Source organism: Pseudomonas sp. NPDC089530 (assembly GCF_050280705.1).
GTDB lineage: Bacteria > Pseudomonadota > Gammaproteobacteria > Pseudomonadales > Pseudomonadaceae > Aquipseudomonas.
In genome coordinates, this window is sequence record NZ_JBNNVU010000063.1 from 1 (window position 1) to 25,146 (window position 25,146).

Annotated in this window: 21 protein-coding genes, 2 pseudogenes and 1 CRISPR repeat array; of the genes and pseudogenes, 14 read left to right on the forward strand and 9 right to left on the reverse strand. The window is 62.7% G+C overall.

What is annotated here, in order from left to right:
• Positions 1 to 595: 595 nt before the first annotated feature.
• A complete protein-coding gene (gene ppk2, locus ACQKQA_RS21080; RefSeq protein WP_427561946.1) occupies positions 596 to 1,492 on the forward strand; it encodes a polyphosphate kinase 2 in 897 nt (298 codons plus the stop codon).
• A 58-nt stretch (positions 1,493 to 1,550) separates the two neighbouring features.
• Here the strand turns inward: ppk2 and ACQKQA_RS21085 are convergent, their stop codons facing one another.
• Together ACQKQA_RS21085 and ACQKQA_RS21090 are read right to left on the reverse strand one after the other, a co-directional pair.
• Positions 1,551 to 2,825 carry an ATP-binding protein gene (locus tag ACQKQA_RS21085; protein WP_427561949.1) on the reverse strand — a complete coding sequence of 425 codons (1,275 nt, stop codon included), beginning with the start codon at positions 2,823 to 2,825 and terminating at the stop codon, positions 1,551 to 1,553.
• Between the two features lie 71 nt (positions 2,826 to 2,896).
• Positions 2,897 to 3,607, reverse strand: coding sequence for a response regulator (locus ACQKQA_RS21090; RefSeq protein ID WP_427561874.1), 711 nt, complete (start codon positions 3,605 to 3,607; stop codon positions 2,897 to 2,899).
• A gap of 168 nt (positions 3,608 to 3,775) precedes the next feature.
• On the opposite strand from ACQKQA_RS21090, the gene ACQKQA_RS21095 reads away from it, so the two are divergent.
• The 6 genes and pseudogenes from ACQKQA_RS21095 (at position 3,776) to ACQKQA_RS21120 (ending at position 7,769) form a co-directional block, all read left to right on the forward strand.
• Complete coding sequence (locus tag ACQKQA_RS21095) at positions 3,776 to 4,555, forward strand: MlaA family lipoprotein (protein WP_427561877.1); 780 nt, start codon at positions 3,776 to 3,778, stop codon at positions 4,553 to 4,555.
• Positions 4,542 to 4,817: a hypothetical protein gene (locus tag ACQKQA_RS21100; protein ID WP_427561879.1), complete on the forward strand. Its 276-nt coding sequence runs from the start codon at positions 4,542 to 4,544 to the stop codon at positions 4,815 to 4,817. The genes ACQKQA_RS21095 and ACQKQA_RS21100 overlap by 14 nt, the downstream gene beginning before the upstream one ends.
• Before the next feature lie 207 nt (positions 4,818 to 5,024).
• Positions 5,025 to 5,201: a hypothetical protein gene (locus tag ACQKQA_RS21105; RefSeq protein ID WP_427561882.1), complete on the forward strand. Its 177-nt coding sequence runs from the start codon at positions 5,025 to 5,027 to the stop codon at positions 5,199 to 5,201.
• A 201-nt stretch (positions 5,202 to 5,402) separates the two neighbouring features.
• Positions 5,403 to 5,495: pseudogene (locus ACQKQA_RS21110) on the forward strand (hypothetical protein); the annotation flags it as partial.
• A gap of 64 nt (positions 5,496 to 5,559) precedes the next feature.
• Positions 5,560 to 5,735 (forward strand): annotated as a pseudogene (locus ACQKQA_RS21115) (LysE family translocator); the annotation flags it as partial.
• Positions 5,736 to 5,837: 102 nt separating this feature from the next.
• Complete coding sequence (locus tag ACQKQA_RS21120; protein ID WP_427561885.1) at positions 5,838 to 7,769, forward strand: alkaline phosphatase D family protein; 1,932 nt, start codon at positions 5,838 to 5,840, stop codon at positions 7,767 to 7,769.
• 17 nt (positions 7,770 to 7,786) lie between these two features.
• On the opposite strand, the gene vapC is transcribed toward ACQKQA_RS21120, so the two are convergent.
• Both vapC and vapB read right to left on the reverse strand, forming a co-directional pair.
• Complete coding sequence (gene vapC, locus ACQKQA_RS21125; RefSeq protein WP_427561888.1) at positions 7,787 to 8,185, reverse strand: type II toxin-antitoxin system tRNA(fMet)-specific endonuclease VapC; 399 nt, start codon at positions 8,183 to 8,185, stop codon at positions 7,787 to 7,789.
• The gene (vapB, locus tag ACQKQA_RS21130; protein WP_427561891.1) at positions 8,185 to 8,415 is read right to left on the reverse strand and encodes a type II toxin-antitoxin system VapB family antitoxin; all 231 of its coding nucleotides are present in this window, start codon (positions 8,413 to 8,415) and stop codon (positions 8,185 to 8,187) included. The genes vapC and vapB overlap by 1 nt, the downstream gene beginning before the upstream one ends.
• 248 nt (positions 8,416 to 8,663) lie before the next feature.
• On the opposite strand from vapB, the gene cas1f reads away from it, so the two are divergent.
• The 7 genes from cas1f to ACQKQA_RS21165 all read left to right on the forward strand — a co-directional run bounded on the left by cas1f (position 8,664) and on the right by ACQKQA_RS21165 (position 20,692).
• Complete coding sequence (gene cas1f / locus ACQKQA_RS21135) at positions 8,664 to 9,641, forward strand: type I-F CRISPR-associated endonuclease Cas1f (RefSeq protein ID WP_427561894.1); 978 nt, start codon at positions 8,664 to 8,666, stop codon at positions 9,639 to 9,641.
• Entirely contained in the window at positions 9,638 to 13,048 is a 3,411-nt protein-coding gene (gene cas3f / locus ACQKQA_RS21140) for a type I-F CRISPR-associated helicase Cas3f (protein WP_427561896.1), read from the forward strand. The genes cas1f and cas3f overlap by 4 nt, the downstream gene beginning before the upstream one ends.
• A gap of 400 nt (positions 13,049 to 13,448) precedes the next feature.
• On the forward strand, positions 13,449 to 14,819 hold the full coding sequence (gene csy1, locus ACQKQA_RS21145; protein ID WP_427561899.1) for a type I-F CRISPR-associated protein Csy1: 1,371 nt from the start codon (positions 13,449 to 13,451) through the stop codon (positions 14,817 to 14,819).
• Positions 14,812 to 15,804 (forward strand): type I-F CRISPR-associated protein Csy2, encoded by a 993-nt coding sequence (csy2, locus tag ACQKQA_RS21150; RefSeq protein ID WP_427561902.1) that lies wholly within the window; start codon positions 14,812 to 14,814, stop codon positions 15,802 to 15,804. Before csy1 ends, csy2 begins: the two co-directional genes overlap by 8 nt.
• 32 nt (positions 15,805 to 15,836) lie before the next feature.
• The gene (gene csy3, locus ACQKQA_RS21155) at positions 15,837 to 16,859 is read left to right on the forward strand and encodes a type I-F CRISPR-associated protein Csy3 (protein ID WP_427561905.1); all 1,023 of its coding nucleotides are present in this window, start codon (positions 15,837 to 15,839) and stop codon (positions 16,857 to 16,859) included.
• A 3-nt stretch (positions 16,860 to 16,862) separates the two neighbouring features.
• Positions 16,863 to 17,426 (forward strand): type I-F CRISPR-associated endoribonuclease Cas6/Csy4, encoded by a 564-nt coding sequence (cas6f, locus tag ACQKQA_RS21160; protein WP_427561908.1) that lies wholly within the window; start codon positions 16,863 to 16,865, stop codon positions 17,424 to 17,426.
• Positions 17,427 to 17,555: 129 nt separating this feature from the next.
• Positions 17,556 to 19,264: a CRISPR direct-repeat array (repeat unit 28 nt; unit sequence CTTCACTGCCGTGTAGGCAGCTCAGAAA).
• A gap of 177 nt (positions 19,265 to 19,441) precedes the next feature.
• Positions 19,442 to 20,692: a 2-aminoadipate transaminase gene (locus ACQKQA_RS21165; protein WP_427561911.1), complete on the forward strand. Its 1,251-nt coding sequence runs from the start codon at positions 19,442 to 19,444 to the stop codon at positions 20,690 to 20,692.
• A gap of 27 nt (positions 20,693 to 20,719) precedes the next feature.
• On the opposite strand, the gene ACQKQA_RS21170 is transcribed toward ACQKQA_RS21165, so the two are convergent.
• The 5 genes from ACQKQA_RS21170 to ACQKQA_RS21190 all read right to left on the reverse strand — a co-directional run bounded on the left by ACQKQA_RS21170 (position 20,720) and on the right by ACQKQA_RS21190 (position 25,129).
• Positions 20,720 to 21,541 (reverse strand): amidohydrolase family protein, encoded by an 822-nt coding sequence (locus ACQKQA_RS21170; protein ID WP_427561914.1) that lies wholly within the window; start codon positions 21,539 to 21,541, stop codon positions 20,720 to 20,722.
• An 84-nt stretch (positions 21,542 to 21,625) separates the two neighbouring features.
• A complete protein-coding gene (locus tag ACQKQA_RS21175; RefSeq protein ID WP_427561916.1) occupies positions 21,626 to 22,003 on the reverse strand; it encodes a hypothetical protein in 378 nt (125 codons plus the stop codon).
• On the reverse strand, positions 22,000 to 23,514 hold the full coding sequence (locus tag ACQKQA_RS21180; RefSeq protein ID WP_427561919.1) for a flavin-containing monooxygenase: 1,515 nt from the start codon (positions 23,512 to 23,514) through the stop codon (positions 22,000 to 22,002). Before ACQKQA_RS21180 ends, ACQKQA_RS21175 begins: the two co-directional genes overlap by 4 nt.
• A 112-nt stretch (positions 23,515 to 23,626) precedes the next feature.
• Complete coding sequence (locus tag ACQKQA_RS21185) at positions 23,627 to 24,124, reverse strand: HIT family protein (protein ID WP_427561922.1); 498 nt, start codon at positions 24,122 to 24,124, stop codon at positions 23,627 to 23,629.
• 48 nt (positions 24,125 to 24,172) lie between these two features.
• Entirely contained in the window at positions 24,173 to 25,129 is a 957-nt protein-coding gene (locus ACQKQA_RS21190; protein ID WP_427561926.1) for a fatty acid desaturase family protein, read from the reverse strand.
• Positions 25,130 to 25,146: the final 17 nt, after the last annotated feature.

The following is a 25,146-nucleotide window of genomic DNA, read 5'->3' on the forward strand; positions in this document are numbered from 1 at the left end:
AGCAGCCTCATTTGCTGTCAAGTGATTATTTTCAGAAGATTTCAAAGTTTCCTTTGCAACTTCAACCACTTGCGCTTCCGATCTCTCGTCAGCGGAGGCGCATAATACAGCATTAAAATACGTGTTCAACCCCTACGTAGAAATTCTTTTCCCTGACCAAAGAACCTGGGTTGCCACTATATAAACCGCCAAGGTCCGTACCAAACATCGAGGCAGCATAGAACCCAGACCATGCTATCCCTGAATCGGCCCATGTTTCGAGGACGCTGACTGGCTGGCCAGGATCGCGGACAAGCCTCGCACCTAACAGTTGCGTAAAAGCTTCCTTGATACGCATCAAGAAGCCCGGAGCTCTGCACCCTAGACTGTCCGAAAGACCTTGAATCGATCAGACAGGCCAAATATGAGCGAAGAATCCACCGCCCTGCCCCTTGCTACTCCCCTTGCCGAAGCAGCCAAACCAGCGGTTACCCCCAGCAGCAAAAGCGCTCCCCGCAAACCGGCCACCCCACGCCCACGCCAGCCGCGCGCGTCCAGCAAACTCACCGTAGCCAAAGCGGCCGAAGCCGAAATCGGCGCCATCAGCCAGCAACCGATTGCCCTGCAGGTGGCCAGCGCGCCCCATGGCAGTAATGAAGACAGCTCCACCGCCAAGCTGCCGGCCAGCTATCCGTACCGCAGCCGCATGCGCCGTGCCGAGTATGAAAAGGCCAAGCAGGAACTGCAGATCGAGTTGCTCAAGGTGCAAAGCTGGGTCAAGGAAACCGGGCAACGGGTGGTGGTGCTGTTCGAGGGGCGCGACGCCGCGGGCAAGGGCGGCACCATCAAGCGTTTCATGGAGCACCTGAACCCCCGAGGCGCGCGGATCGTCGCCCTGGAAAAACCCAGCGAGCAGGAACAGGGCCAGTGGTATTTCCAGCGCTATATCCAGCACCTGCCCACCGCCGGGGAAATGGTCTTCTTCGACCGCTCCTGGTACAACCGCGCCGGCGTCGAGCGGGTCATGGACTTCTGCTCGCCCCTGCAATACCTGGAGTTCATGCGCCAGGCACCCGACCTGGAACGCATGCTGTGCAACAGCGGCATCCTGCTGTTCAAGTACTGGTTCTCGGTCAACCGCGATGAACAATTGCGGCGCTTCATTTCCCGGCGCGACGACCCGCTCAAGCACTGGAAACTCTCGCCCATCGACATCAAGTCCTTGGACAAGTGGGACGAATACACCGCCGCCAAGCAGGCGATGTTCTTCCACACCGACACCGCCGATGCGCCCTGGACCGTGATCAAGTCGGACGACAAGAAACGCGCGCGGATCAACTGCATCCGCCACTTCCTGCACTCCCTCGACTACCCGGGCAAGAACCTGCGCGTGACCAATCAACCCGACCCGCTGCTGGTCGGCCGCGCTTCGCGGGTCATGGAGGAGGACGAGCGGCTGTACAACGAAGCAGCCGCGGAACCGGCGCGCAGTCCGCAGGTGGCACTGGTGTAGGCCGCCGGTCTGAAGCCGTCCAGGATCGATGAAAAGATCCTGGAACGGTAGCAACACTCTACAGCCCCTGCACCGGCAACAGCACCCACGCCTCCAGCCCGCCACCGTCGCGGTTGCGCAGCCGCAGTTCGCCGCCGTGCTCCAGTACGATGGCCCGCGCGGCGGACAGCCCCAGGCCGACGCCGCCGGTGTTGCGGTTGCGCGAGTTCTCCATGCGGAAGAACGGCTCGAACACCTGTTCATGGTATTCGGCCGGAATCCCCGGCCCGCGATCCGACACACAGACCTTCACCAGCTCGACCTCCGCCAGCAACTCAATCGCCGGCTCGTTGCCATATTTGATGGCGTTCTCCAGCAGGTTGCTCATGACCCGCTTGAGCCCCAGCGGGCGACCGAAATACACCAGGCGCGGTGGACCGATGAAAACGATGTCGATGGACTGGTCGCGATAGTCATCGACCAGGGTCTGCAACAGCTCCGCCAGATCGAACGACGTCGCCTCCTCCAACCGGGCGTCGTCGCGGAAGAACTCCAGGGCCGAGTTGATCATCGCCTGCATCTCGTCGACATCGTGGAACAGCCGTTGCTGCTGCTCGGGGTCGTCGATGAATTCGCCACGCAGGCGCATGCGGGTCAGGGGGGTGCGCAGGTCGTGGGAGATGGCCGCGAGCATCTGCGTGCGGTCCTTGATGAAGTGCTGCAACTGGGCCTGCATGGCGTTGAACGCGAGGATCGCCTGGCGAATTTCATGGGGCCCGACCGGCTCGATGGGCGGCGCTCGAAAATCCGCGCCAAAGCGTCGTGCGCCCTCGGCGAAGTGTTGCAGTGGCCGGGCCAGACGACGGGTGGCGATCAGCGTGACCAACACCGTGGACAGCAGCACCAGGGCAATCACAATCAGATTGCGCTCCAGCGGCGCCAAGCCCCAACTGCGCGACAACGCGGTAAACACCAGCCAGGAGTCGTCGGGCAACTGCAACAACAGGGCGTAGTGGCCGTTGGCGCCCGGCCAGTCTTGCGGGCCATAGGCGCGGATACGTTCGAGCGGCACATTGAACAGACGCAATAACTCGGCAGGGTCGGCATCCGCGGCCAGGCTGTCGACCTCAGGCAGATCGATCTCCTCCCGCTTGGCATGCCAGTTCACCGTCATCCCCCTGTCGCTGACCGCCCGCGCCAATTGCGCACGCTGGCCGGGCTCGGAGGCGCTGATCATTCGGGTGACGCCACCGAGCTTTTCCAGCAGGCCGCTTTCCGCCAGGGGGGGGTACGCCCAGACCCCGGCCAGTTGCACGAACAGCGTATTGAAGGCCAAGGCCGTGAGCATCGACATCAGGATGGTCAGGGCGATCCAGCGCGCCACCGTGTCCCGCGGTCGGTAGCGCGCCTTGTTCTTCAGCGCGCTCACTGGCGGGTCACGCTGGGGGTGAACAGGTAGCCGCCATTGCGCACGGTGCGAATCATCGCCGGACGCTTGGTGTCGAACTCCAGCTTGCGCCGCAGGCGGCTGACCTGCACATCGATGCTGCGGTCGAAGGCGTCGTGGGCCTGCCCGCGCGCCAGGTCGAGCAACTGCTCGCGGCTGAGAATACGTTGCGGATGCTCGACGAACACCAGCAGCAGATCGAACTCCCCCGCCGACAGCGGAATCATCACCTGGTCCGGCGAGCGCAGTTCGCGGCGGGTCAGGTCCAGTTGCCAGTCGGCGAACCTGATCAGCGGCCGGGGAACCTCGCCGGTCACCGGCCGATTTTCCCCGGCCCGACGCAGCACCGCCCGCACCCGGGCCAGCAACTCGCGGGCATCGAAGGGCTTGCTCAGGTAATCGTCGGCGCCCATCTCCAGGCCCACCACCCGGTCGCTCAACTCGCCCATGGCGGTGAGCATGATCACCGGCACGGCGTGCTGCTGGCGCAGGCGCTGGCACAGGGTCAGGCCGTTTTCCCCCGGCAGCATCAGGTCGAGAATGATCAGGTCCGGCACCTGCCGCTCCAGCGCTGCCCACAACGAGGCGCCCTCGGTGGCGACTTCCACCGAGTAGCCGTGTTGCACAAAAAATTTCTTCAGCAGCGCGAGGACCTCAAGGTCGTCGTCCACGATCAACAGACTGCTCACCAGTGCATTTCACTCAAGCTCGGAAAGAACTGTCATTCAAAACCATTCGGCCCGACCCGTCATATATTTCAACGCGGTAACAAACCGACAGCCTGGCAATAAAGCAGACATCTTTGCGCAAGACGCCCATGCCAGCATCGGCCTCCCTTTTCTCAAGACCGTTCGCCCATGCGCTCACTCGCCCGCCTGCCCCGGCATACCGCCCTGCTGCTGTCCCTGTCCTACCTGGCGGGCTGTACCAGCCCGGGCCCCACCGCGCCAACACCTTGCGCGCAAGTCGACTATCCGATCTACGACCCGGCCGAACCGGTGAACCGCGGCGTATTCGTCTTCAACAAGGCGGTAGACGATTACGCCCTGGCGCCGGTCGCCCGGGGCTATCGTCATCTGCCGGACTTCATGCAGCAGGGCGTGCACAACTTCGCGAGCAACTTCGGCGAACCCAAGGTCTTCATCAACGACCTGCTGCAAGGCAATCCGCAGCGCTCGGCCAATACCCTGGGACGGTTTGCCGTCAACACCACCGTCGGCCTGCTCGGCCTGTTCGACGTCTCCGACTCGCTGGGCATCCCGCGCCACACCGCCGACTTCGGCCAGACCTTCGGCGTGTGGGGCATCGGCAACGGCCCCATCGTCGAACTGCCGCTGCTGGGCACCGGCAACAGCCGCGACTCGGTGGGCAAGGTCCTGAACTTCGTCGTCGACCCCTTCGGCGACAACAGCGACACCGTGCAAACCCTGGGCACCATCGCCCTGGTCGGTGGCGTAGTGGACGGCCGCGCCGAACTGCTGCCGCTCACCGACAGCCTGAAAACCATGCCCGACTACTACAGCGCCCTGCGCGACGTGAACGCCGAACACCGCGCCGCCTTTGTCCAGGAAGGCAAGCTGGGCGCCACCGATCCCGCCAAATACCGCTGCGAAGGAGCCACCCATGATGACTTCTGAAACCGACGCTCTGGTCCTGCTGCAACGCGTGGCCAAACACGGCGATGCTTCCCTGCAATGCCGCGAAGTCAGCCTGCGCCTGTCGGACGATCAGCAACACCTGACCCTCAGCCGCTACAGCGAACACTACAGCCCCGACGGCCTGGAATGGGTCGAGCGCCAGCACCGGGTGAGCGTGACCGAACTGATTCGCTGGGTGATCAGGCAGGGGGAGCCGCAGGTGTTGGTGCAGAGCAGGGAGCCGCACAAGGTTTCGGCGTGAGTCCAAGCACAGCACATGCCTTGGGTACCAAGACAGGGAGCCAGCCTAAAATTGAAGCATGCTGCAAAATTCATCAGCCTCTTCAATCGGGATAAACCAGATAGTTCCTATAAAAAAAGAGATAAATCCTGCCTTGTTCTTTTTTGAAAAACGCGGTGCCAAGGTTCGGGAGTCACTAATCCTGGTGACTTTCAAAGAGAAATGAACATGACACTAGAAGCAGGCGCAACCGCCGAAATCGGCGAAAACTGTCCACAAGGCGGTACCTGGTATCCCGCCGGCAGTCCGAGCCAAACCCGGTCGATCGGTATCGGCAACACCATGCCGCCGACTCCCAATGGTGAGCCTCATTGGGTACTCAAGACCCCGACCGGCGACAACTAAAGGCAAGTAACGCCATCATGCCTTGCATGCAGCCCTCCCTCAGTTTCTGGCGGAGGGCTTTTTGCACCTCGATGGAATCGCCACCCACGAAATACGCATACCCGGACCTCAATAAAGCACCAAGTCGGCCACTGTGAACTCCCCGGCTACAGCATCATGCGCGCCCTAAATGGACGACTCGCAACACCTCAAGGAATAGAGATAAGTGGTAAACCCGCGGCTTGCGTCAGCGCCCCCACCGCCTGCCCGCTACCGGGCCATGGCCACCCATTGCCAGACAGTTGCCCATCTGTAACAGGCTGATTGCATCGCTGAATAAAGAGTTCACCTGAACATGAAGAAGGCATTTGCGCTTTTGTTCCTGCTGCTGGTGGCGTCCTACAGCCTGCTGGCGCGGTGCACAGTGCCTATGCGTTGGCGGCCAACGGCGCCAGGGGCTGGCTGTCCAGTCGCCGGGGCGCGCGGATCGCCGGCAGGCTGTCGGGGGTGACCTTTCTTGGCTTCGGGGTGATGATGGCCAGCGCCAGTAAATAATCCGAAACAATTGGGCCGAACCGGCGCCCCCAGCCGACATTTCTTCGACAGCGGCTGCGCTACCATTGCGCCCCCTACCGGCCCTACGAGACACCGCTGCCCATGCCCCAGACCACACCCGCGGACACCACCCTGCCCCCTGTGCTCGCCGGCCCGCTGCTGCGCCGCCTGGAGCCGACGCGGCTGGTGCTGTGGCTGGTGGGTTCGCGGGCCTTGCCCTTGACCCTGCGCCTGCAACCCGGCACCGGTCCGGCCCTGGAACTGTCCCTCGATGCGCGGCACTGTCAAATCATCCCGGTGGGCCGCCAGGCCTTTATCCACCTGATCGATATGCCTCTGGACTCTGCCCTGCCCCAGGATGTGGCGATTGCCTATGACCTGTTGATCAACGACGCCGGGGACGGTGCCCGCGCCATCGCCGACTGGGCGCCCCATCTGCTGTATGCCGACGCCAGGATGCCGGAGTTCGTGCTGCACAGCCGCATCGATAATCTGCTCCACGGCTCCTGCCGCAAGCCCCACCACCCTGCCAATGACGGCTTGCTCTGTGTCGACCAGCTTCTGGCACAACGCCCGGCGCCCGAACGACGCCCGGCCCTGCTGATGATGAGTGGCGATCAGGTGTATGCCGACGACGTGGCCGGGCCCATGCTGCGGGCCATTCATGCCTTGATCGAGCGCCTGGGGTTGTTCGGCGAGCGCCTGGACGGCGCGGTGGTGGCGGACAGCCAGGCGCTCTACCAGCACCCGGCCAGCTACTACCGGCGGGCCGAGTTGCTGCCCGCGCTCAAGAGCAACGAAACCCTGCGCGAGCGGTTTTTCGGCGGGGTGAAGAAACCGATCTTCACCAGCAACAGCGCCGACAACCACTTGGTGACCTTCGCCGAAGTGCTGGCCATGTACCTACTGGTCTGGTCGCCCGTGCCCTGGACCCTGATCGCGCCGCAACCACCGCGACTGACCGCGGAACAGCAAGCGCGTTATGCACATGAACAGCAACGCATCGACGGTTTCGTCGAGGGCCTGGGCGGCGTGGCGCGGGTCTTCGCCCATCTGTCGTGCCTGATGATCTTCGACGACCACGACATCACCGACGACTGGAACCTCAGCGCCCAATGGGAAGAAACCGCCTACGGTCACCCCTTCTCCAAGCGCATCATCGGCAACGCCTTGCTGGCCTACATGCTGTGCCAGGGCTGGGGCAACAACCCGGATGCGTTCGCCGCGCCACTGGAGCAAACCCGCGCCCTGAGCGCCAGCATCCAGGGTGAAAACCGCGACTTCGACAGCCGGCTCCAGGACGCTTTGATCGACGATCTGCTGCGCTTCCAGCAATGGCAATACACGCTGCCCACCACCCCGGCGCTGGTGGTGCTGGACACCCGTACCCGGCGCTGGCGCAGCGAGTTCGACCTGGGCCAGCCCTCGGGCCTGCTGGACTGGGAAGCCCTGAGCGAACTGCAACACGAACTGCTGGACCACCCCTCGGCGATCATCGTGTCACCGGCGCCGGTGTTCGGCGTCAAGCTGATCGAGACCGTGCAGAAAGTCTTCAGCTGGTGCGGCTACCCGCTGCTGGTGGATGCGGAAAACTGGATGGCCCACCGCGGCGCGGCCCAGGTCATCCTCAATATCTTCCGCCACTCGCGCACCCCGGGTAACTACGTGATCCTCTCCGGCGACGTGCATTACTCCTTCGTCTACGAAGTGCTGATCCGCCACCGCCAGGGCGGCCCGAAGATCTGGCAGATCACCAGCAGCGGCATCAAGAACGAATTCCCCGCCACCCTGCTGGAATGGTTCGACCGCCTCAACCGCTGGCTGTACTCGCCGCGCTCGCCGTTGAACTGGTTTACCCGCCGCCGCCTGATGCGGGTCATTCCCCATGTGCCGGAACACGCCGAAGCTGGCGAACGCTTGTGGAATTCGGCCGGGATCGGCCAGGTGTTTTTCAACGAGCAAGGGCAGCCGCAAGCGATTTACCAGCACAACGCCAATGGTGCGCCAGCGACGCGGATGGTGGCGCCGAAGTGACTCGGCGCAATGGTTGACTAGGCCCAATCCTCGACACGTAATCCGGGAACGCGCTCGAACTCACGCAAGTTGTTGGTGACCAGCACCAGCCCCCGGGATCGGGCATGACCGGCAATGAGTTGGTCGTAAGGGCCGATGGGGGCCCCGGCTATGGCCAGCTCGGCACGCAACTGGCCGCTATGAATGGCGGCGTCCTCGTCATAGGCAAGCACTTCAAGGCGCGCCACGAAACCTTCGATCACATGCAGGTTCCTTTCGGGGGCAGCCGACTTTTCTGCGCCGTACATCAGTTCCATCAAGGTCACTGCGCTAATGCACAGTCGACCATGCTGGCGATTGAAAGCCTGACGCACTGTCTCCGGCTTGTTCTTGATCGTGAAGATGCAGATGTTCGTATCCAGCATGTACTTGAGCATCAGAACGCCTCACGCTCCTGTTCAGCGGGCTGATCCCGCTCGGTCATGAAGTCCGCGCTTGCGGTGTCTTCATCGAACCAACTGTCCCAGGCCTCTCCGGCCGGCGTAATGATACGGGTCCTGCCGACCGCAACGATGTCCACTCGGGTCACATCGTCAGGCAACGCAACGGCCTTCGGCATGCGGATCGCCTGGCTGCGGTTGCTCTTGAATACCGATCCTTGCTCCATGAATGTGCCCTCCGGGGATAGGTTCGAAGCCCAGTCTAGAATTCCACATGGATATGTCAACAGTATATCCCTGACCCGACAGCTCCACCCGTACCGGCTGGAACCGGCCTGTTGCCTTTGCACCTCTGCGCCCCCTCAGTGCCTCCTAGGGCAGCAGAACAATTACTCTTCCAAAGATTTCAGGCACATTACTCAACCCTGCCTACAAGCAGATCGGCCTTTAGAACGGATACCCTCGGTGGCCCTACATGGAAGACATCAGCCCCTCGGATCTCAAGACGATCCTCCACTCCAAACGCGCCAACATCTACTACCTGCAGCACTGCCGGGTACTGGTCAATGGCGGCCGGGTCGAATACGTGACCGACGCCGGCAAGCAGTCGCTTTACTGGAATATCCCGATTGCCAATACCACAACGGTCCTGCTGGGCACCGGTACCTCAGTGACCCAGGCGGCCATGCGGGAGCTGGCCAGGGCGGGGGTTCTGGTCGGGTTTTGCGGAGGAGGCGGAACACCTCTGTTCAGTGCGAACGAGATCGACATCGAAGTCGCCTGGTTTTCACCCCAGAGCGAGTATCGCCCCACCGAGTACCTGCAGCGCTGGGTTGCCTTCTGGTTCGACGAACAGCAGCGCCTCGAAGCAGCCAAACGCTTTCAACGGCTGCGCCTGAACCATGTTCGGCAGCATTGGGGGGCCAATGGCATATTCGCCAAAGAAGGTTTCCAGATAGACCCGACAGCTTTGGAGAACGCCCTCAAGCAATCATTGGACAATCTGAACGCCGCTCCGGACCACGCCTTTCTGTTGACCGAAGAAGCTCGCCTGACCAAGCGCCTGTTCAAACTGGCCGCTAACGCCATGCAATACGGCGACTTCACCCGGGCAAAGCGTGGCACGGGAAGCGACCCGGCCAACCGTTTTCTCGACCATGGCAACTACCTTGCCTACGGACTGGCGGCAACGGCCACCTGGGTACTGGGCCTGCCCCACGGGCTGGCGATCCTGCATGGCAAGACCAGGCGTGGCGGGCTGGTCTTTGATGTCGCCGACCTGGTGAAAGACGGGCTCATTCTGCCTCAAGCGTTCATCTCGGCCATGCGTGGCGACGATGAGCAAGCCTTCCGCCAGGCCTGTATCGATAACCTGACCCGCAGCGAAGCCCTGGACTTCATGATCGACAGCCTCAAAGAGGTTGCTCAACAACTGGGAATACCGGCCCCTTGAACATTTTGCTGATCTGCCAATGCGACAAACGCGCCCTGATCGAAACCCGCCGGATTCTCGACCAATTCGCCGAACGCCGCGGCGACCGTACCTGGCAAACCCCGATCACCCAGGCCGGCCTCGACACCCTGCGGCGCTTGCTGAAAAAGACCGCTCGGCGCAATACGGCGGTGGCCTGCCACTGGATCAGGGGGCTCGACCATAGCGAACTGCTGTGGATTGTCGGCGACGCCAGTCGTTTCAACGAACAAGGTGCGGTCCCCACCAACGCCACCCGACGCAACATTCTTCGCCAACACGACGAAAACGATTGGCACACCGCACAGGACATCAAGCTGCTGGCCCAGCTCGCGGCCTTGCTGCATGACCTGGGCAAGGCCAGCATCGCCTTCCAGGAACGCTTGCGTCAGCACAGGATTGAAAAGAACCTGTTCCGCCACGAATGGGTTTCACTGCGGCTGTTCCTCGCGTTTGTCGGCCAGGACGACGACCAGGCCTGGCTGACGCGCCTGGCCGCACCGACCCCGGACGATGACGCCAGCTGGACTGCTAGGGAGCGTTACTTTCGTGACGGGCTGGATGCCGACACCCCACCACCCTTTCGCCAGCTACCGCCTCTGGCCAGCGCCATTGCCTGGCTGGTAGTCAGCCATCATCGCTTGCCGGTACTCCCTGCCGAGGGCGGGCTCGACCATCAACAACCCTGGTTCGGACAGCGATCCAAGACCTTCAATCCCGCCCAACTACCCCGCTTGCTCGAAGGCATCACCCACGAGTGGAACGAACTCAAAAGCGCCGCCACGCAGGATGCCATGGAACCTTACTGGCATTTTGAGCATGCGCTGCCAGTGACCTGTCCCAAATGGCGCGCGCAAGCGACAAAAATCGCCGGGCAACTGCTGGCCTTGCATGGCAAGGCCGGCAAGGGCGACTGGCTGGACAATCCCTATGTCATGCATTTGGCCCGCCTGAGCCTGATGCTGGCCGACCATCACTACTCAGCACTGCCGCCAGACTCTACCCAGCGGGTACGTGGCGACAGCCTCAACCCGCTGTATGCCAACACCCATTCCGATGGTTCCTTGAAACAACCCCTGGACGAACACCTATTGGGCGTCGCGCGCTTGAGCGCCAGCATCGTCCACGGCTTGCCGGGTTTCGAACGCCACCTCCCTCGCCTGGCTCGCCACCGGGGCCTGAGAAAACGCAGCGGCTCGGAGCGCTTTCGCTGGCAGGACAAAGCCAGCGATGCCGCCACCAGCCTGCGGACGCAGGCATTCGCGGAAGGCGCGTTCATCGTCAACATGGCGTCCACCGGCTGCGGCAAGACCCTGGCCAACGCCCGCATCATGCATGCCCTGGCCGACCCGCAATTGGGCATGCGCTGCACCTTCGCCCTGGGTCTGCGCACGCTGACCCTGCAAACCGCGAACAGCTATCGCCTGGATCTGCATCTGGCCGAGGACGAACTGGCCGTGCGTGTCGGCGGCTCCGCCAGCCGTGCCTTGTTCGACTACTTCCAGGCCCGGGCCGAGGCCACAGGCTCGGCGTCCACCCAGCGGCTCATCGAAGAAGACAGCCACGTGCTGTACGAAGGCCAGAGCGCCGATCATGGCTTGCTGTCCAGGGCCATGGACGATCCGGCCATCCGTTCGTTACTCACGGCACCGATGCTGGTGTGCACCATCGACCATCTGATGCCTGCTACCGAAGCGCAACGCGCCGGCCGGCAGATCGCCCCGATGCTGCGCCTGATGAGCAGCGACCTGGTACTCGACGAGCTGGATGACTTCGATCTCGCCGACCTGCCCGCCCTGACCCGCTTGGTGCACTGGGCGGGCTTGCTCGGCAGCCGCGTACTGCTGTCTTCGGCCACGCTGCCGCCCGCCTTGCTGGAAGGTATGTTCCACGCCTATCGGGCCGGGCGTCTGCACTATCGGCGTAATCGCGGGACACCGGCGCAACAGCATGCGCCACAGCCCGAAATCCCCTGCCTGTGGGTCGATGAGTTCGGCACCCGTACGCTGCACTGCAACGGATCCGAGCAGTTTCTCGAACAGCACACGCAATTCGTTGAGCGTCGTGTCCAGGCCCTGGAAAAGGTCGAACCTCGACGACGCGGCGAGCTGGTGCCGCTGAAGATCGAGGCGACCGTCAAAGAGGCGATTCGCCTGAGTTATGCCCGGCAGGTACGGGAAACCTTGTTGCTGGCGCACGATCGTCATGCCCAGGCCTGTCCGCACAGCGGCAAACGGATCAGCTTCGGCCTGGTACGCATGGCCAATATCGATCCCTTGTTCGATGTCGCCCAGATACTGTTTCAGCTAGGGGCCGACGAGGACCATCACATCCATCTGTGCGTCTACCACTCTCGTTTCCCGCTGTTACTGCGCTCGGCCATCGAGCGCCAACTCGACAGCGTGCTCAACCGGCGCGACGAACAAGCGGTCTACCAGTTGCCCGATATCCGCCGAGCTATCGATGGCTTTCCCGAGCGCAATCATCTGTTCGTCGTCCTCGGCTCGCCGGTGACGGAAGTGGGCCGGGACCACGATTACGACTGGGCGATAGTCGAACCTTCGTCCATGCGCTCATTGATTCAATTGGCGGGCCGGGTTCAACGCCACCGTAACCAGCCCTGCCAATCGCCCAACATCTTCATTTTCGACACCAACCTGCGGCACTTTGAAAAAGCCCAGGACCGGCACGGCCAAGCCGCCGCGTTTATCCGCCCCGGTTTCGAACAGGAAGACAGCCCGATCGAACACCCTTTCCGTCTGACCAGCCATCGCCTGAACAAGCTATTGGCAGAGGACGAATATCGAACCCTGACCGCCCGCCCGCGTATCCAGCCGCGGCCAGTCTCGAACTGGCAGCCCAAGCTCAGCCTGGTCGACCTGGAACATGCGCGGCTGGCCGCCCGGATGCTGCCCAAGGATCGCAGCCAGACGACACAACCACCCCGGCGCGGAATCAGGCAGCCGGAACTCGAGCTGGACGCCGCGTGCGCCTGGCAATACCCGAACGCCGCCCTGACCTGGGCCCTGCCGCAACAGCAACCCTTTCGCGAAAGCACGATTCGAGAAACCGAGCTGGTGTTTCTGCCGGATGAAGATCAGGAACAGCTGGTGTTGCACCGTATCCATGAGCAAGCCAGGCGCGGCAAGCCGGCGATTTACGTGCCCGTAGAAGGCAGCCTGCTGGAACGGGTCGAGTTCGACGAACAGCTGGGTGAACGCATTTCACCCTGGGGACAGCATGATCTGATGGCATTGCTTGGCGAGCAGGTCGAGGCGCAAGGCTTGGCGCTCGAGCAATGCGCCGAGCGTTTCGCCGGGCTGAGCGTGCCGCAAAGCACCTACGGCTGGCGCTATCACCCGGTGTTGGGGTTTGCGAAGAAAAAATAGGCCGGGCAAGACCGCTGCCCGACTATTTGAAGCTGCTTGTTCAGCAGTGGAGGGGTATAGCAAGCGCAGCATTTTCTGAGCTACTTATTCAGTAGGTATAAGTAAACGTAGCATGAATAGCACGCGGAGCATGGTTGAAAACTACATCTAAGACTACTACTCTCCAAATCACCAGAGACGGTGTTGGCGCACCGCCCCTGGCCACAACAGCTTGCTGGTTAGCACCGGCCCAATGCACAAATACGCACAAAGGAGGAGATATGTGTTCTGACCAACGCGCCCTCAGAAGAGAGCTCTGAAGGCAAAGCCTTCTGGCCATAGCCATCCCCGCAGCAAGCAAATTGCTGCGGGGATTCTAACGGCTTGGCACGGGTCAAGTCGACTCGAACGGACTCATGACATGAACAATGAATCTGATCCAACATCACGCTCAACTCTCTTCCACAACGCCATCACCGCCTTCATTCACGAACGTCGCGAAGCCAAGCTCAAAGGCGGCGACGCTGAGGCCGACGCACAAACAGTCGCTAAGTACGACTACGGCACCTGGCTCGCCGATGCCGCCCGCCGGGTCTCGCAGATCCAGGCCGTGACCCATGTGCTCAAGGCTACTCACCCCGACGCACGAGGCAGCAGCCTGCATGTCACACCGGCAGCCTTGCCCCAACATGCGGAAATCGGCACCCATGTACTGGCGAACGACTGCGCCGACGACGTGGTCGGCAACGCCGCCGCCCTCGACGTCTATAAATTTCTCAAACTCAAAGTCGAAGAATGCCGGCTGCTCGACTGGCTGCTCAAAGACGACCAGGACCTGTTGAATGCCTTGCATCCAGACCCCAACACCGCCCAGGAGTGGGCAACCGCCTTCAAGGGTTTGATTCGCCCTACCGAACGCTGGTCGTCCCACGCTCTGGCCAAGCAGATTTACTGGAGTGTCAGCGGCGAACCCTGTGATGACACCGGCTTCCACCTGCTGCAACCGCTGTTCTCCAGCAGCCTGGCCCATGCGGCGCATGCAGAAATCAACGACGCGCGCTTTGGCGAAACCAACAAGGCGGCACGCCAGGCCAAGCGCAATAACGCGCCCCATGACGGGCCGTACCGCGACTACCGCCACCTTGTAGTGCGCAAGCTCGGCGGTACCAAACCGCAGAACATCAGCCAGCTCAACAGCGAGCGTGGCGGTGTGAACTACCTGCTGGCGTCCCTGCCGCCCCGATGGAAGCAGGTCCAACCCGGGCACTTCCTGTCTGAGTCTTCCGTATTTGAGCGCTTTCACCGATTCGAAGGGGTCAAGGAACTGATCCAGGGACTGTGCGCCTTGCTGGAAAGCAATCCCCTCAAGACCCTGCCTACCCGACTCCAGCGCGAACGCCTGGAACAGGGACTGGGCCAGGCACTGGCGGCGTTCGGCCTGGCCAGCCGCGAACGGCTGGAACCCGGCTGGAGCCGGAACAGCGACTGCCAGCTGCCATTGTGCGAACAACTGTGGCTCGACCCGCAGCGCACCGAACTGCCGCTGCGCGACGATCACCAGGAGGAAGACCAGGCCTTCAATGCCGCCTTCGAGTTCAAGGACTGGCCCGACCAGGTCGCTCACCGCTTCGGCAACTGGCTGAACGCCATTCTCCAGCAATACGGCCTGCCGGTGGGCGATGTCGAGCATGCCCATTGGGCCAGACAGGCCCTGATCGACGCCGAGTGGCCCGCACCGATGCAACGCCGCGCCCGATCTGCAGACAACGGCCAGGAGGCCCTCCATGACTGACTGCCCAGCCTTCGAGCATCTGCTGATCATCCCGCGCCTGCGCGTCCAAAACGCCAACGCCCTGTCCAGCCCTCTGACCCATGGCTTTCCCTCGATGACCGCCTTTCTCGGTCTGATGTGGGCCCTGGAGCGCAAGACCTCGGCCGCTGGGCTGGACCTTCAGTTCAATGCCATCGGCGTTGTCGCCCACCGTCATCAGGAACAAATCACCGAAGACGCTTTCATCAATACCCTGCGCCTGACCCGCAACCCGATCAATCGCGATGGCAGCACGGCCGCCATTGTCGAAGAGGGGCGCATCCACCTGGAGATCAGCCTGGTCCTGGCCGTGCAGAGTGAGGTCCTCAATACCGATCAGAGCGCTGGCGACTCTCTCGCCCGGCAAGTACTCGACCTGCTGATGCAGATGCGGATCGCTGGCGGCAGCGTGATTCCTTCCACGGCGCTCCCCAGCAAACAGCGGCCTTATCTGCTGCACCTGACCGGGGATGAAAGCGCCCGCTACGAGCTGTTCAACCGCGCCAAGCTGCGTCTGCTGCCGGGTTTCGCTTTGGTCGATCGCCAGGACCTGCTGGAACAACGCCACCAGGCGCTGCAAGCCACCGCCCCAGAGGCCACAAAACTGGACGCCTGGCTGTCCCTGTCGCGTATCAACTGGAGCTACTCGCTCGACGATCAGGACAGCGACAGCACTACGAAAGAAAAATGGACCCACGACCGGAAAAACCTGGGCTGGATCGTGCCGATCCCCGTCGGCTATGGTGCATTGGGCGAAGTGCTGGAACCGGGCTCGGTGGGCAACGCCCGCGATGGGCAAACCGCCTTTCGCTTCGTCGAAAGCCTGTACGGCATCGGCCAGTGGCTCAGCCCCCATCGCCTGCAATCGCCGCAACAACTGCTCTGGTATGCCGACTCGCTACCCGAACAGGGACTCTATCGCTGCCGCAACGATTACCGCCCTACCGCGCTGTACGACCTCGACTGACTCACCGCCTACTTCATAAAGGATGTTTGACTATGGCCAACGACAACCTCAAGACCGCTTCCGTCCTCGCCTTCGAACGCAAACTCGACCCCTCCGATGCGCTGTTCCACGCCGGCGACTGGCACTCGCGCAGCCAATGGGCGCCCGTGGCCGTCCGCGAAAAGTCGGTGCGCGGCACCATTTCCAACCGTTTGAAAACCAAGGATCAGGACCCGGCGAAGCTCGATGCGGCCATCGAGAACCCCAACCTGCAGACCGTCGATGTCGCCGCGCTGCCCCACGACGCCGACACCTTGCGCGTCAGCTTTACCCTGCGGGTCCTGGGCGGCACCGGCCAGCCTTCGGCCTGCAATGACTTCGACTACCGACAAAAACTGCTCGCCACCGTAGAGGGCTATGTGCAGGCCAACGGTTTTCAGGAGCTGGCGCGACGTTATGCCCACAACCTGGCCAACGGTCGCTTCCTGTGGCGCAACCGCATCGGTGCGGAGCAGGTAGAAGTACAGATCGCTCATCTGGTGGACGGCAAGGCCGCCAGCGAATGGACCTTCGACGGCCTGGCACTGTCCCTGCGCGACTTCAACTCCAATGCCCCCGCTTCTACCGCCCTGGATGAAGTGGCCCGGTTGATCGCCGACGGCCTGGCGGGCAAGCAACATGTGCTGCTGGGTATTTCGGCCTATGTGCGCATGGGCACAGGCCAGGAGGTGTTCCCTTCGCAGGAACTGATTCTCGAGCGTGGCCGTGGCGACAAAAGCAAGACGCTCTACCACGTCGACAAGGTGGCGGGCATTCACTCGCAAAAGATCGGCAATGCCATCCGCAGCATCGACACCTGGTATCAGCAGGCCGACATCAACGGCCCGATTGCCGTGGAACCCTATGGCTCGGTGACCACCCAAGGCAAAGCCTACCGGCAACCGCGCAAGACCAACGACGACTTCTACACCCTGCTGGACAACTGGGTACTCAAGGACAAGGCTCCCGCGCTCGACCAGCAACATTTCGTGATCGCGACCCTGATCCGCGGCGGCGTCTTCGGCGAGGCGGGCTAAGCCATGGATCACTACGTCGACATAACCCTGCACCCCGATCCCGAGTTCGCGGCGGCGCAGTTGATGAGCGCGCTCTTGTCCAAGCTGCACCGCGGCCTGCATGACACGCGACGCGATGATATCGGCATCAGTTTCCCGGAAGTCGAACGCTGTGCCCGTGGCCTCGGCTCACACCTGCGCTTGCACGGCAGCGCCCAGGCACTGGCCAGCCTGCTGGCGCAGAACTGGCTGACGGGCATGCGCGATCATGTCCAACTGAGCGAGCCAAGCTCAGTACCCACTGGCGTGCAATATCGCCACGTCAGCCGCGTGCAGGTGGACAGCAACCCCGAACGCCTGCGTCGCCGCCTGATCAAACGTCATGACCTGACTGAAGAACAGGCACGCCAGCGCATTCCCGACGACGCGGCCAAACACTGCAATCTGCCGTTCGCCAGCCTGCGCAGCCATGGCAGTGGCCAGGCCTTTCGCCTGTTTATCCGCCATGGTCCATTGCTGGATACACCGCACCCCGGTCGCTTCGGCAGTTATGGTTTAAGCCCGACGGCCACCGTCCCCTGGTTTTGACCCTCTTTTTCTCCTGCTGGAATGGCCTCCATAAAATCAATCACTTACGTGAGGCCTTAGAAAAAGCCTAAAAACCTTGTTTCGGGAGATTTCTCTTTAATAACTTGGAGTTAGCGAGTTTGAGGTCTACTTCACTGCCGTGTAGGCAGCTCAGAAATCGTTTACGGTGTAGCCAGATAATCGGGCACGCTTCACTGCCGTGTAGGCAGCTCAGAAATGGGCGGAAACGGTAGCGCTAACTCCCTGGTTCTTCACTGCCGTGTAGGCAGCTCAGAAATGGTCGCATCGCAACCGACTGCTCGAGGACTCCTTCACTGCCGTGTAGGCAGCTCAGAAACTGGTGAAACGGTCGATGTGGAAACGTTGCACCTTCACTGCCGTGTAGGCAGCTCAGAAACCGCCCGCCGCCTTATCGAGGTACGACACTTGCTTCACTGCCGTGTAGGCAGCTCAGAAAACTGGAGCCCGTCCGCGATGATGCCGCCTGCGCTTCACTGCCGTGTAGGCAGCTCAGAAAGATCCGGCTTCCGCCGGCAGCGCGGCCACCAGCTTCACTGCCGTGTAGGCAGCTCAGAAAGACTTCGCCAAGCGTTTCGCAATACGCAAGGGCTTCACTGCCGTGTAGGCAGCTCAGAAAATCCTGAGCCCGTGCGGGCTGTACCGGTACCGCCTTCACTGCCGTGTAGGCAGCTCAGAAATGCAGGCCGTCGATCTCATTGGCCAGGTCCTGCTTCACTGCCGTGTAGGCAGCTCAGAAAAGACATTGAGTCGATCGTTGGCCGACCTGACTCTTCACTGCCGTGTAGGCAGCTCAGAAAACAGCGTGCGCGCGAGGATGTCGCGGTCTCTTCTTCACTGCCGTGTAGGCAGCTCAGAAACGTGCGCGCAGCTCTTGCTGCATTGTGTTGTGCTTCACTGCCGTGTAGGCAGCTCAGAAAACTTTCGGACCTGCAGACGTCGGTTATGACCGCTTCACTGCCGTGTAGGCAGCTCAGAAAACCGGAGTCGATCTGCATCTTCACCGACCACACTTCACTGCCGTGTAGGCAGCTCAGAAAAAGGTCGGGGGTTTTCTTTTTTAAGCCTGCCGCTTCACTGCCGTGTAGGCAGCTCAGAAAGCCCGCTCAAGCTCACCGCGCGTTTTGAACGTCTTCACTGCCGTGTAGGCAGCTCAGAAAACATCCAGTTCATGCGCCATTCTGCCCAGCAGCTTCACTGCCGTGTAGGCAGTTCAGAAACCCATATTTTCGTGTGCTCAATGCCGCGCATGCTTCACTGCCGTGTAGGCAGCTCAGAAAACCGCGCTGGCCAGCTCGACCTGGTGCAGATCCTTCACTGCCGTGTAGGCAGCTCAGAAATGAGGCCTTTCAGCAGATCCAGGAGACGCTTTCTTCACTGCCGTGTAGGCAGCTCAGAAAATCCCGCCCCAGGGCAGGGGCAGGCATAAAAGCTTCACTGCCGTGTAGGCAGCTCAGAAAGACGCGACGTTCGGCGGCCCCGATCGCGACCTCTTCACTGCCGTGTAGGCAGCTCAGAAATGATGGAGCTGATGCAGACCAAACACCGCCGGCTTCACTGCCGTGTAGGCAGCTCAGAAAACTGCCTAACGGCGGTGGGGCCTTTTTTCGTTCTTCACTGCCGTGTAGGCAGCTCAGAAATGCACATAAACCTCAACAGGCTCTTCACCCTCCTTCACTGTCGTGTAGGCAGCTCAGAAAAGAGGGCTGAGCCGGCGCAGCGGCAGGGTTGACTTCACTGCCGTGTAGGCAGCTCAGAAACGAACCGAGCGGCGGCAACCGCTCCGGGCCAACTTCACTGCCGTGTAGGCAGCTCAGAGACGAAGCGTGCCGGGAAGCGCCGGTCGTCTGCCCTTCACTGCCGCACAGGCAGCCCAACTACGTCGCACCACCAACCAGAATTTTCATACTGACCCCCGCACTTTATTTCGTTTGCGACCCGGCCTCGCTCTTGGCTTAGATAGCCCCCACGTTCCAGCTAGCCAGAGCCCTTAGTCCATGAGCAGCGAAAGCATCAGCCAGTCGATTTCCATCGTTCATCCCATCCGCCTGAGCCACGGCAGGAATGCCGAGGTCTGGGACGAGAGCGGCAAGCGTTATATCGATTTTGTCGGGGGGATCGGCGTGCTCAATCTGGGGCACTGCCATCCGCGGGTGGTGGCGGCGATTCAGCAGCAGGCTACCCGGCTGACTCACTATGCGTTCAACGCGGCGCCCCACGGGCCCTATGTCGAGTTCATGGAGCGGCTGGCGCGCTTCATGCCGCTGAGTTATCCGGTCAGTGGCATGCTCACCAACAGTGGGGCGGAGGCGGCGGAGAACGCCTTGAAGATTGTCCGCGGCGCCACCGGGCGCACGGCGGTGATCGCCTTCGACGGCGGCTTCCATGGGCGGACCCTGGCCACCCTCAACCTCAATGGCAAGGTCGCGCCCTACAAGCAGAAGATCGGTGTGCTGCCCGGCCCGGTGTATCACCTGCCCTACCCGAGCGCGGACAACGGCGTGACCTGCGAGGAGGCGCTCAAAGCCATGGACCGGCTGTTCAGCGTGGAGATCGACGTCGCCGAAGTGGCCTGTTTCATCGTCGAGCCGGTGCAGGGCGAGGCCGGTTTCCTGGCCCTGGACGGCGAATTCGCCAGGGCCCTGCGGCGTTTCTGCGATGAGCGGGGCATCCTGCTGATCGCCGATGAAATCCAGTCCGGCTTCGGCCGCACCGGCCAGCGCTTCGCTTTCTCCCGCCTGGGCATCGAGCCGGACCTGGTGCTGCTGGGCAAAAGCATCGGCGGCGGTGTGCCACTGGGCGCAGTGCTCGGGCGCAAAGCGCTGCTGGACAACCTGCCCAAGGGCGGCCTGGGCGGCACTTATTCCGGCAACCCCATCGCCTGTGCAGCAGCCATGGCGACCCTGGAGGAGATGAGCGACCACAACCTGCAGACCTGGGGCGAACGCCAGGAACAGGCCATCGTCGAACGCTACCAGCGCTGGCGGGCCGAGCGCCTGACGCCCTACCTCGGGCGCCTGACCGGGGTCGGCGCCATGCGCGGTATCGAGCTGGTCAAGGCCGACGGCTCGCCGGCCTCGGAGCAACTGGGCGCACTGCTGGTTGCCGCCCGGGAAGCCGGCCTGCTGCTGATGCCCAGCGGCAAGTCGCGGCACATCATCCGCCTGCTGGCACCACTGACCATCGAGCCCGAGGTGCTGGAGGAAGGGCTGGATATCCTGCAGGACTGCCTGGCCCGGCTGAAATAGCCGGCGATTGTTGGCAAGGCCTGCGCCCTACAGCTGAAACACCCGCCGCGCATTACCGTGCAGGAACTTGTCCTGCACCTCGGCGGGCAACTCCAGCGCCTTGACCTGAGCCATGCATTTGTCGAACGGCAACTGCGGGAAGTTGCTGCCGAACAGCACCTTGTCCTGGCCGTAGGTGCGCATGAAATGCAGCAACTGCGGCGGGTAATAGGCCGGCAGGTAGGCCGAGGTGTCGATATGGATATTGTCGTGCTTCCAGGCCAGGCCGATCATCTCGTCGGTCCAGGGATGGCCAATGTGCCCGGCGACTATCCGCAGCTCCGGGAAGTCCAGCGCCACCTCGTCCAGATAGGGCACCGGGCGCCCTGTTTCCGAGGGCATCAGCGGGCCGGTGTGGCCCACCTGGGTGCAGAAGGGAATGCCCAACTCCACGCACTTGGCGTACAGCGGGTAGTACAGGCGGTGGTTGGGCGGCAGTTTCCACAGCCAGGGCACGATGCGCAGGGCCTTGCAACCCAGCTCCTCGACAGCCCGCTCCAGCTCGGCCAGCGCCGCCATCGGCCGGCTCATGTCCACCGCGGCCACGCCGACAAAACGTTCGGGATAGGCCCGGGTGTAGGCAGCGACTTCATCGTTGCTGAACACCCAGCGCTCCGGCCGGCACCAGGCCGCCAGCATCAGCTTCTCCACCCCGGCCCGGTCCATCAGCTCGACGGTCTGCTCGATGCTCAGCGGCTGGTCCAGCAAGTGCGCCGAACCGGACTTCTCGAACAGCCGCACCACCTCGGGCAACAGCTGTCGTGCCCGGCCATTGGCCGGTTGTGCCCATGCGTCGATTGCGCCCTTCATTGGCGGCTCCTCCCACTGATCCTGGCTCGGGAAACGAGCGTTCACGCTACGCTCGGGCGCCAAACACCACAATGTTCACAGCGCTCACCGGGATTGACCGATCAGCTCCTGCTCCCGACCCAGCGCGCGCCAGGTCCACAACGCGCTGCACAGGTCCGGCAAGGCCAGCGACAACAGCACCGGCGGCACCAGAGCGGCAACGACGAAGGCGGCGAAAAACACCGGCACCGACAGGCGGATCGCCACGGTCAGGGCCATGAATTCGCGCCGCTCGGTGTAGCCGGCCCACACGTAATAGACCCCCAGGTACAGCGCCAGCTGGCCCATCACCCGGATCCACACTTCATCGGTCAGGGCAAAACCGAACAACGGCAGCAGCAGATTGGGCGCCAGCACCAGCGCAGCGCCCAGCAGCAACATGTACAGGCCAAACAGAAAGACGCTCTTGCCCGCGGGGCTCATGGTTTCACTCCTTGTGTCGGTGGTGTGAGGCGATAGGCCTCGGTATCGAAATAACGGGTCTGGCGGCGAAATTGCCAGCTGAACCCCGGCCACAGAGCGACGTTGCGCCCGCTTTCCGGGTCCATGTACCAGCTGCGGCAACTGCCGACGCTCCACACCGCGCCGCGCAGCCGGTGGCGCAGGTTCTGGTTGAACCGGGCCTGGGCCTGGGGGTCGACGTCGAGGCTGGTCACGCCCAGGCGTTGCAGGGTGTCCAGGGCGCCGAGGATGTAGGCGATCTGCGACTCGATCATGTAGACGATGGAGTTATGGCCCAGCCCGGTGTTGGGCCCCATCAGCAGGAACAGGTTGGGAAAGCCGCTGACCGTGGTGCCCTTGTAGGCTTCGCTGCCCTGCTGCCAGGTGTCGACGATGTCCACCCCGCCGCGTCCCAGGATCATCCCCGCCGGGAACGGCGTGCGTGCCTTGAAGCCGGTGCCGAAGATCAGCGCATCCAGTACATGGCGCTGGCCGTCGACGGTGATCAGGGCGTCCTCGGTGACCTCGCGGATGCCGCTGGTGACCAGCCGGGTATTGGCCTGGGCCAGGGCCGGGAAGTAATCGTTGGACAGCAGGATGCGCTTGCAGCCGATGCTGTAGTCGGGGGTCAGGCGCCGGCGCAGTTCCGGGTCCCTGACCTGGCGCCGCAGCAGGTTGAGCGCCAGCCATTTGTGCAGGCCCATCAGCCGCGGGTTGAACACGAAGCCGAACACCCGGGTTTCATGGGCGGTGTAGATCAGCCCGCGCAACAGCCGCTGCACCCTGGGGAAGCGCCGCAGCAGGCGCTGGGCCGTGGAGGAAAACGCCCGGTCCGGCTTGGGAATGATCCACGGCGGCGTGCGCTGGAATACCGCCAGGCTAGCCACCTGCGGCTGGATCCGCGGCACGAACTGGATCGCCGAAGCGCCAGTGCCGATCACCCCGACCCGCTGGCCGGCCAGGGCGTAGCCATGGTCCCAGCGCTGGGAATGGAAGACCCGGCCCTTGAAGCGCTCCAGCCCCGGCAGTTGGGGATAGTCCGGGGTCGACAGGGCCCCGGTGCCGGCCACCACCACCTGGGCAAAACGCACGCCGCCCCGGGCATCCGTCACCTGCCACAGGGCGCGGTCCTCCAGCCAGCGCAGGCCGGTGACCCGGGTGTCGAAGCAGCAGTGTTGCAGCACCTGGTATTTGTCGGCGCAATGCTTGAGGTAATCGCGGATCTCCGGCTGCGGCGAATAGCGCCGCGACCAGCCGGGGTTGGGCTCGAAGGAAAACGAATAGAGATGGGAGGGAATGTCGCAGGCGCAACCGGGGTACTGGTTGACCCACCAGGTGCCGCCGACGCCGGCTTCCTGTTCGAGGATGAGGAAATCCTCCTCGCCGCGCTGGCGCAGGTTGATCGCCATGCCGACGCCGGAAAACCCGGCGCCGATGATCAACACCCGATAGACCCGCGCCGGCTCGGCCTGCTCCTGAAGTAGCGCACTCATGTTCCTGACTCCTGTCGGCAAAAACGCCGGGCGCGACTGTCCGCAGCCCATGCCTGGCTGTTGGTTCTGGATCTTTGTGGATCGAGCGCGGGCCATTCGCTGGCCCGACGGGCTAGGCCGATTCGGCACTCAGCAGAGTGGTCCGGTGCGCCAGGTTTTCCAGCGCCTGCGGGTCGAGCTCGGCGGCGATCACCAGGGCCTGGCGGCGCAAGGTGTCCAGCGGCGTACGGCGCCCGAACACCCCGGTGAAGTGCATGAACATGCGCATCCCGAAGCCCAGCCCATCGCCCCGTTGCCGCGGCACCAGGTGTAGGTGGGCATGAGGGATGTGCTGGTTGGTGGCCTTGCCGTCGTTGACGATCAGGTGCGTGCCCTCCACGCCGAAGCCGGCGCGACGCTGGGCCGCGAGCAAGGTGTCGAACACCTGGTACAGGTGCTGGCGGACGGCCGTGGGCAACTGCTCGAGTTTCTCCACGTGGGCCAGCGGTATCAGCAGCACATGGCCCTGGCCCAGCGGGTGGACGTCCATGAACGCCATGCAGTGCGGGTCGCGATAGACCATGGCGCTGGGCAATTGGCCGGCCGCGATCTGGCAGAAAATACAGGTCATCCGTGAGTCCTCGGTGGGTGGCAGTCCGTTGGGCGCAGTAAATGTAGCTCACGCCGCCCGCCGAGGTTCAGCGGAAGTTGTTACCGGACGTCGCGCGAACATCCGCGCCAGCAGCCAGCGGTCGCGCAAGTAGGGTTTGTTGTCCAGCAGCGCCGCCAGCCGCGGCAGATTGACGAACGGCACGCCGGGGTAGATGTGATGCTCGACGTGGTAATTGATATTGGCCCACAGCAGGCCGATCAGCCGGCCGGTGACGGTCACGGTGTTTTTCGCCAGGTCCAGGCGCTGCGGGTCGTCCAGCTCCAGGGTGGCCATGGGGAAGTGTTCGTAGCCCCGGGAAATCGGGTTGATCACCAGCGCCAGCACCAGCAGCGGCGCGACGAAGATCAGCACGAACTGCAACAGCAGGCCCTGGCTGTAGCACCAGGCGCCGATCGCCGCCAGCGACAGCAGGTTGAACGCCAGCTCGCGCAGCACCCGGTTACGCACCGCCTTGCCGTAGCGCACCAGGGAGAAATAGATGAAGCGCGGCACGAACACGGCGATACGCAGGAACATCCACTTCACCCCGCCGGTGTAGTTCCAGTCGTCTGGGTCCTGGTCCGGGTCGCCCAGGTAGCGGTGATGGTATTTGTGGCACTCGGTGAAAGAAGTGAACGGGAACACGATGAACCAGGCCATGAAGCGCCCGACCCATAGATTCAGCGCCGCCGAACGGAAGCCGTTGGCATGCCCGCAGTCATGTTGCAGCACAGTGAAGGCATGCAGCTGGTTGCCCAGCACCAGCACCGCCAACGCCAGGCCCCAAGGGTTGTCGCCGAGCAGGATGTACAGCGCCGCCGCGCACCAGACCAGCACATGCAGCAACGACCAGAGCGCGAACTTCAGCGGCTGCGGCTGCATCAGCGCCTGCAGCTGGGCTTGGCGCTCGCGGTCGACCCGCAGTTCGGCGCGCTTGGCCAGCCGCAGTTGGTCTTCGGCGCCATGGTGGGTTGAATGACTCATGAATTGACCTTCCTCTG

Excerpts from the sequence above, each read along its gene's own strand:
- ACQKQA_RS21085 (WP_427561949.1), bottom strand. The coding sequence starts at position 2,825 with ATGTCGATGCTCACGGCCTTGGCCTTCAATACGCTGTTCGTGCAACTG.
- ACQKQA_RS21095 (WP_427561877.1), top strand. The coding sequence starts at position 3,776 with ATGCGCTCACTCGCCCGCCTGCCCCGGCATACCGCCCTGCTGCTGTCC.
- ACQKQA_RS21100 (WP_427561879.1), top strand. The coding sequence starts at position 4,542 with ATGATGACTTCTGAAACCGACGCTCTGGTCCTGCTGCAACGCGTGGCC.
- ACQKQA_RS21105 (WP_427561882.1), top strand. The coding sequence starts at position 5,025 with ATGACACTAGAAGCAGGCGCAACCGCCGAAATCGGCGAAAACTGTCCA.
- ACQKQA_RS21120 (WP_427561885.1), top strand. The coding sequence starts at position 5,838 with ATGCCCCAGACCACACCCGCGGACACCACCCTGCCCCCTGTGCTCGCC.
- vapC (WP_427561888.1), bottom strand. The coding sequence starts at position 8,185 with ATGCTCAAGTACATGCTGGATACGAACATCTGCATCTTCACGATCAAG.
- vapB (WP_427561891.1), bottom strand. The coding sequence starts at position 8,415 with ATGGAGCAAGGATCGGTATTCAAGAGCAACCGCAGCCAGGCGATCCGC.
- cas1f (WP_427561894.1), top strand. The coding sequence starts at position 8,664 with ATGGAAGACATCAGCCCCTCGGATCTCAAGACGATCCTCCACTCCAAA.
- csy1 (WP_427561899.1), top strand. The coding sequence starts at position 13,449 with ATGAACAATGAATCTGATCCAACATCACGCTCAACTCTCTTCCACAAC.
- csy2 (WP_427561902.1), top strand. The coding sequence starts at position 14,812 with ATGACTGACTGCCCAGCCTTCGAGCATCTGCTGATCATCCCGCGCCTG.
- csy3 (WP_427561905.1), top strand. The coding sequence starts at position 15,837 with ATGGCCAACGACAACCTCAAGACCGCTTCCGTCCTCGCCTTCGAACGC.
- cas6f (WP_427561908.1), top strand. The coding sequence starts at position 16,863 with ATGGATCACTACGTCGACATAACCCTGCACCCCGATCCCGAGTTCGCG.
- ACQKQA_RS21165 (WP_427561911.1), top strand. The coding sequence starts at position 19,442 with ATGAGCAGCGAAAGCATCAGCCAGTCGATTTCCATCGTTCATCCCATC.
- ACQKQA_RS21170 (WP_427561914.1), bottom strand. The coding sequence starts at position 21,541 with ATGAAGGGCGCAATCGACGCATGGGCACAACCGGCCAATGGCCGGGCA.
- ACQKQA_RS21175 (WP_427561916.1), bottom strand. The coding sequence starts at position 22,003 with ATGAGCCCCGCGGGCAAGAGCGTCTTTCTGTTTGGCCTGTACATGTTG.
- ACQKQA_RS21180 (WP_427561919.1), bottom strand. The coding sequence starts at position 23,514 with ATGAGTGCGCTACTTCAGGAGCAGGCCGAGCCGGCGCGGGTCTATCGG.
- ACQKQA_RS21185 (WP_427561922.1), bottom strand. The coding sequence starts at position 24,124 with ATGACCTGTATTTTCTGCCAGATCGCGGCCGGCCAATTGCCCAGCGCC.
- ACQKQA_RS21190 (WP_427561926.1), bottom strand. The coding sequence starts at position 25,129 with ATGAGTCATTCAACCCACCATGGCGCCGAAGACCAACTGCGGCTGGCC.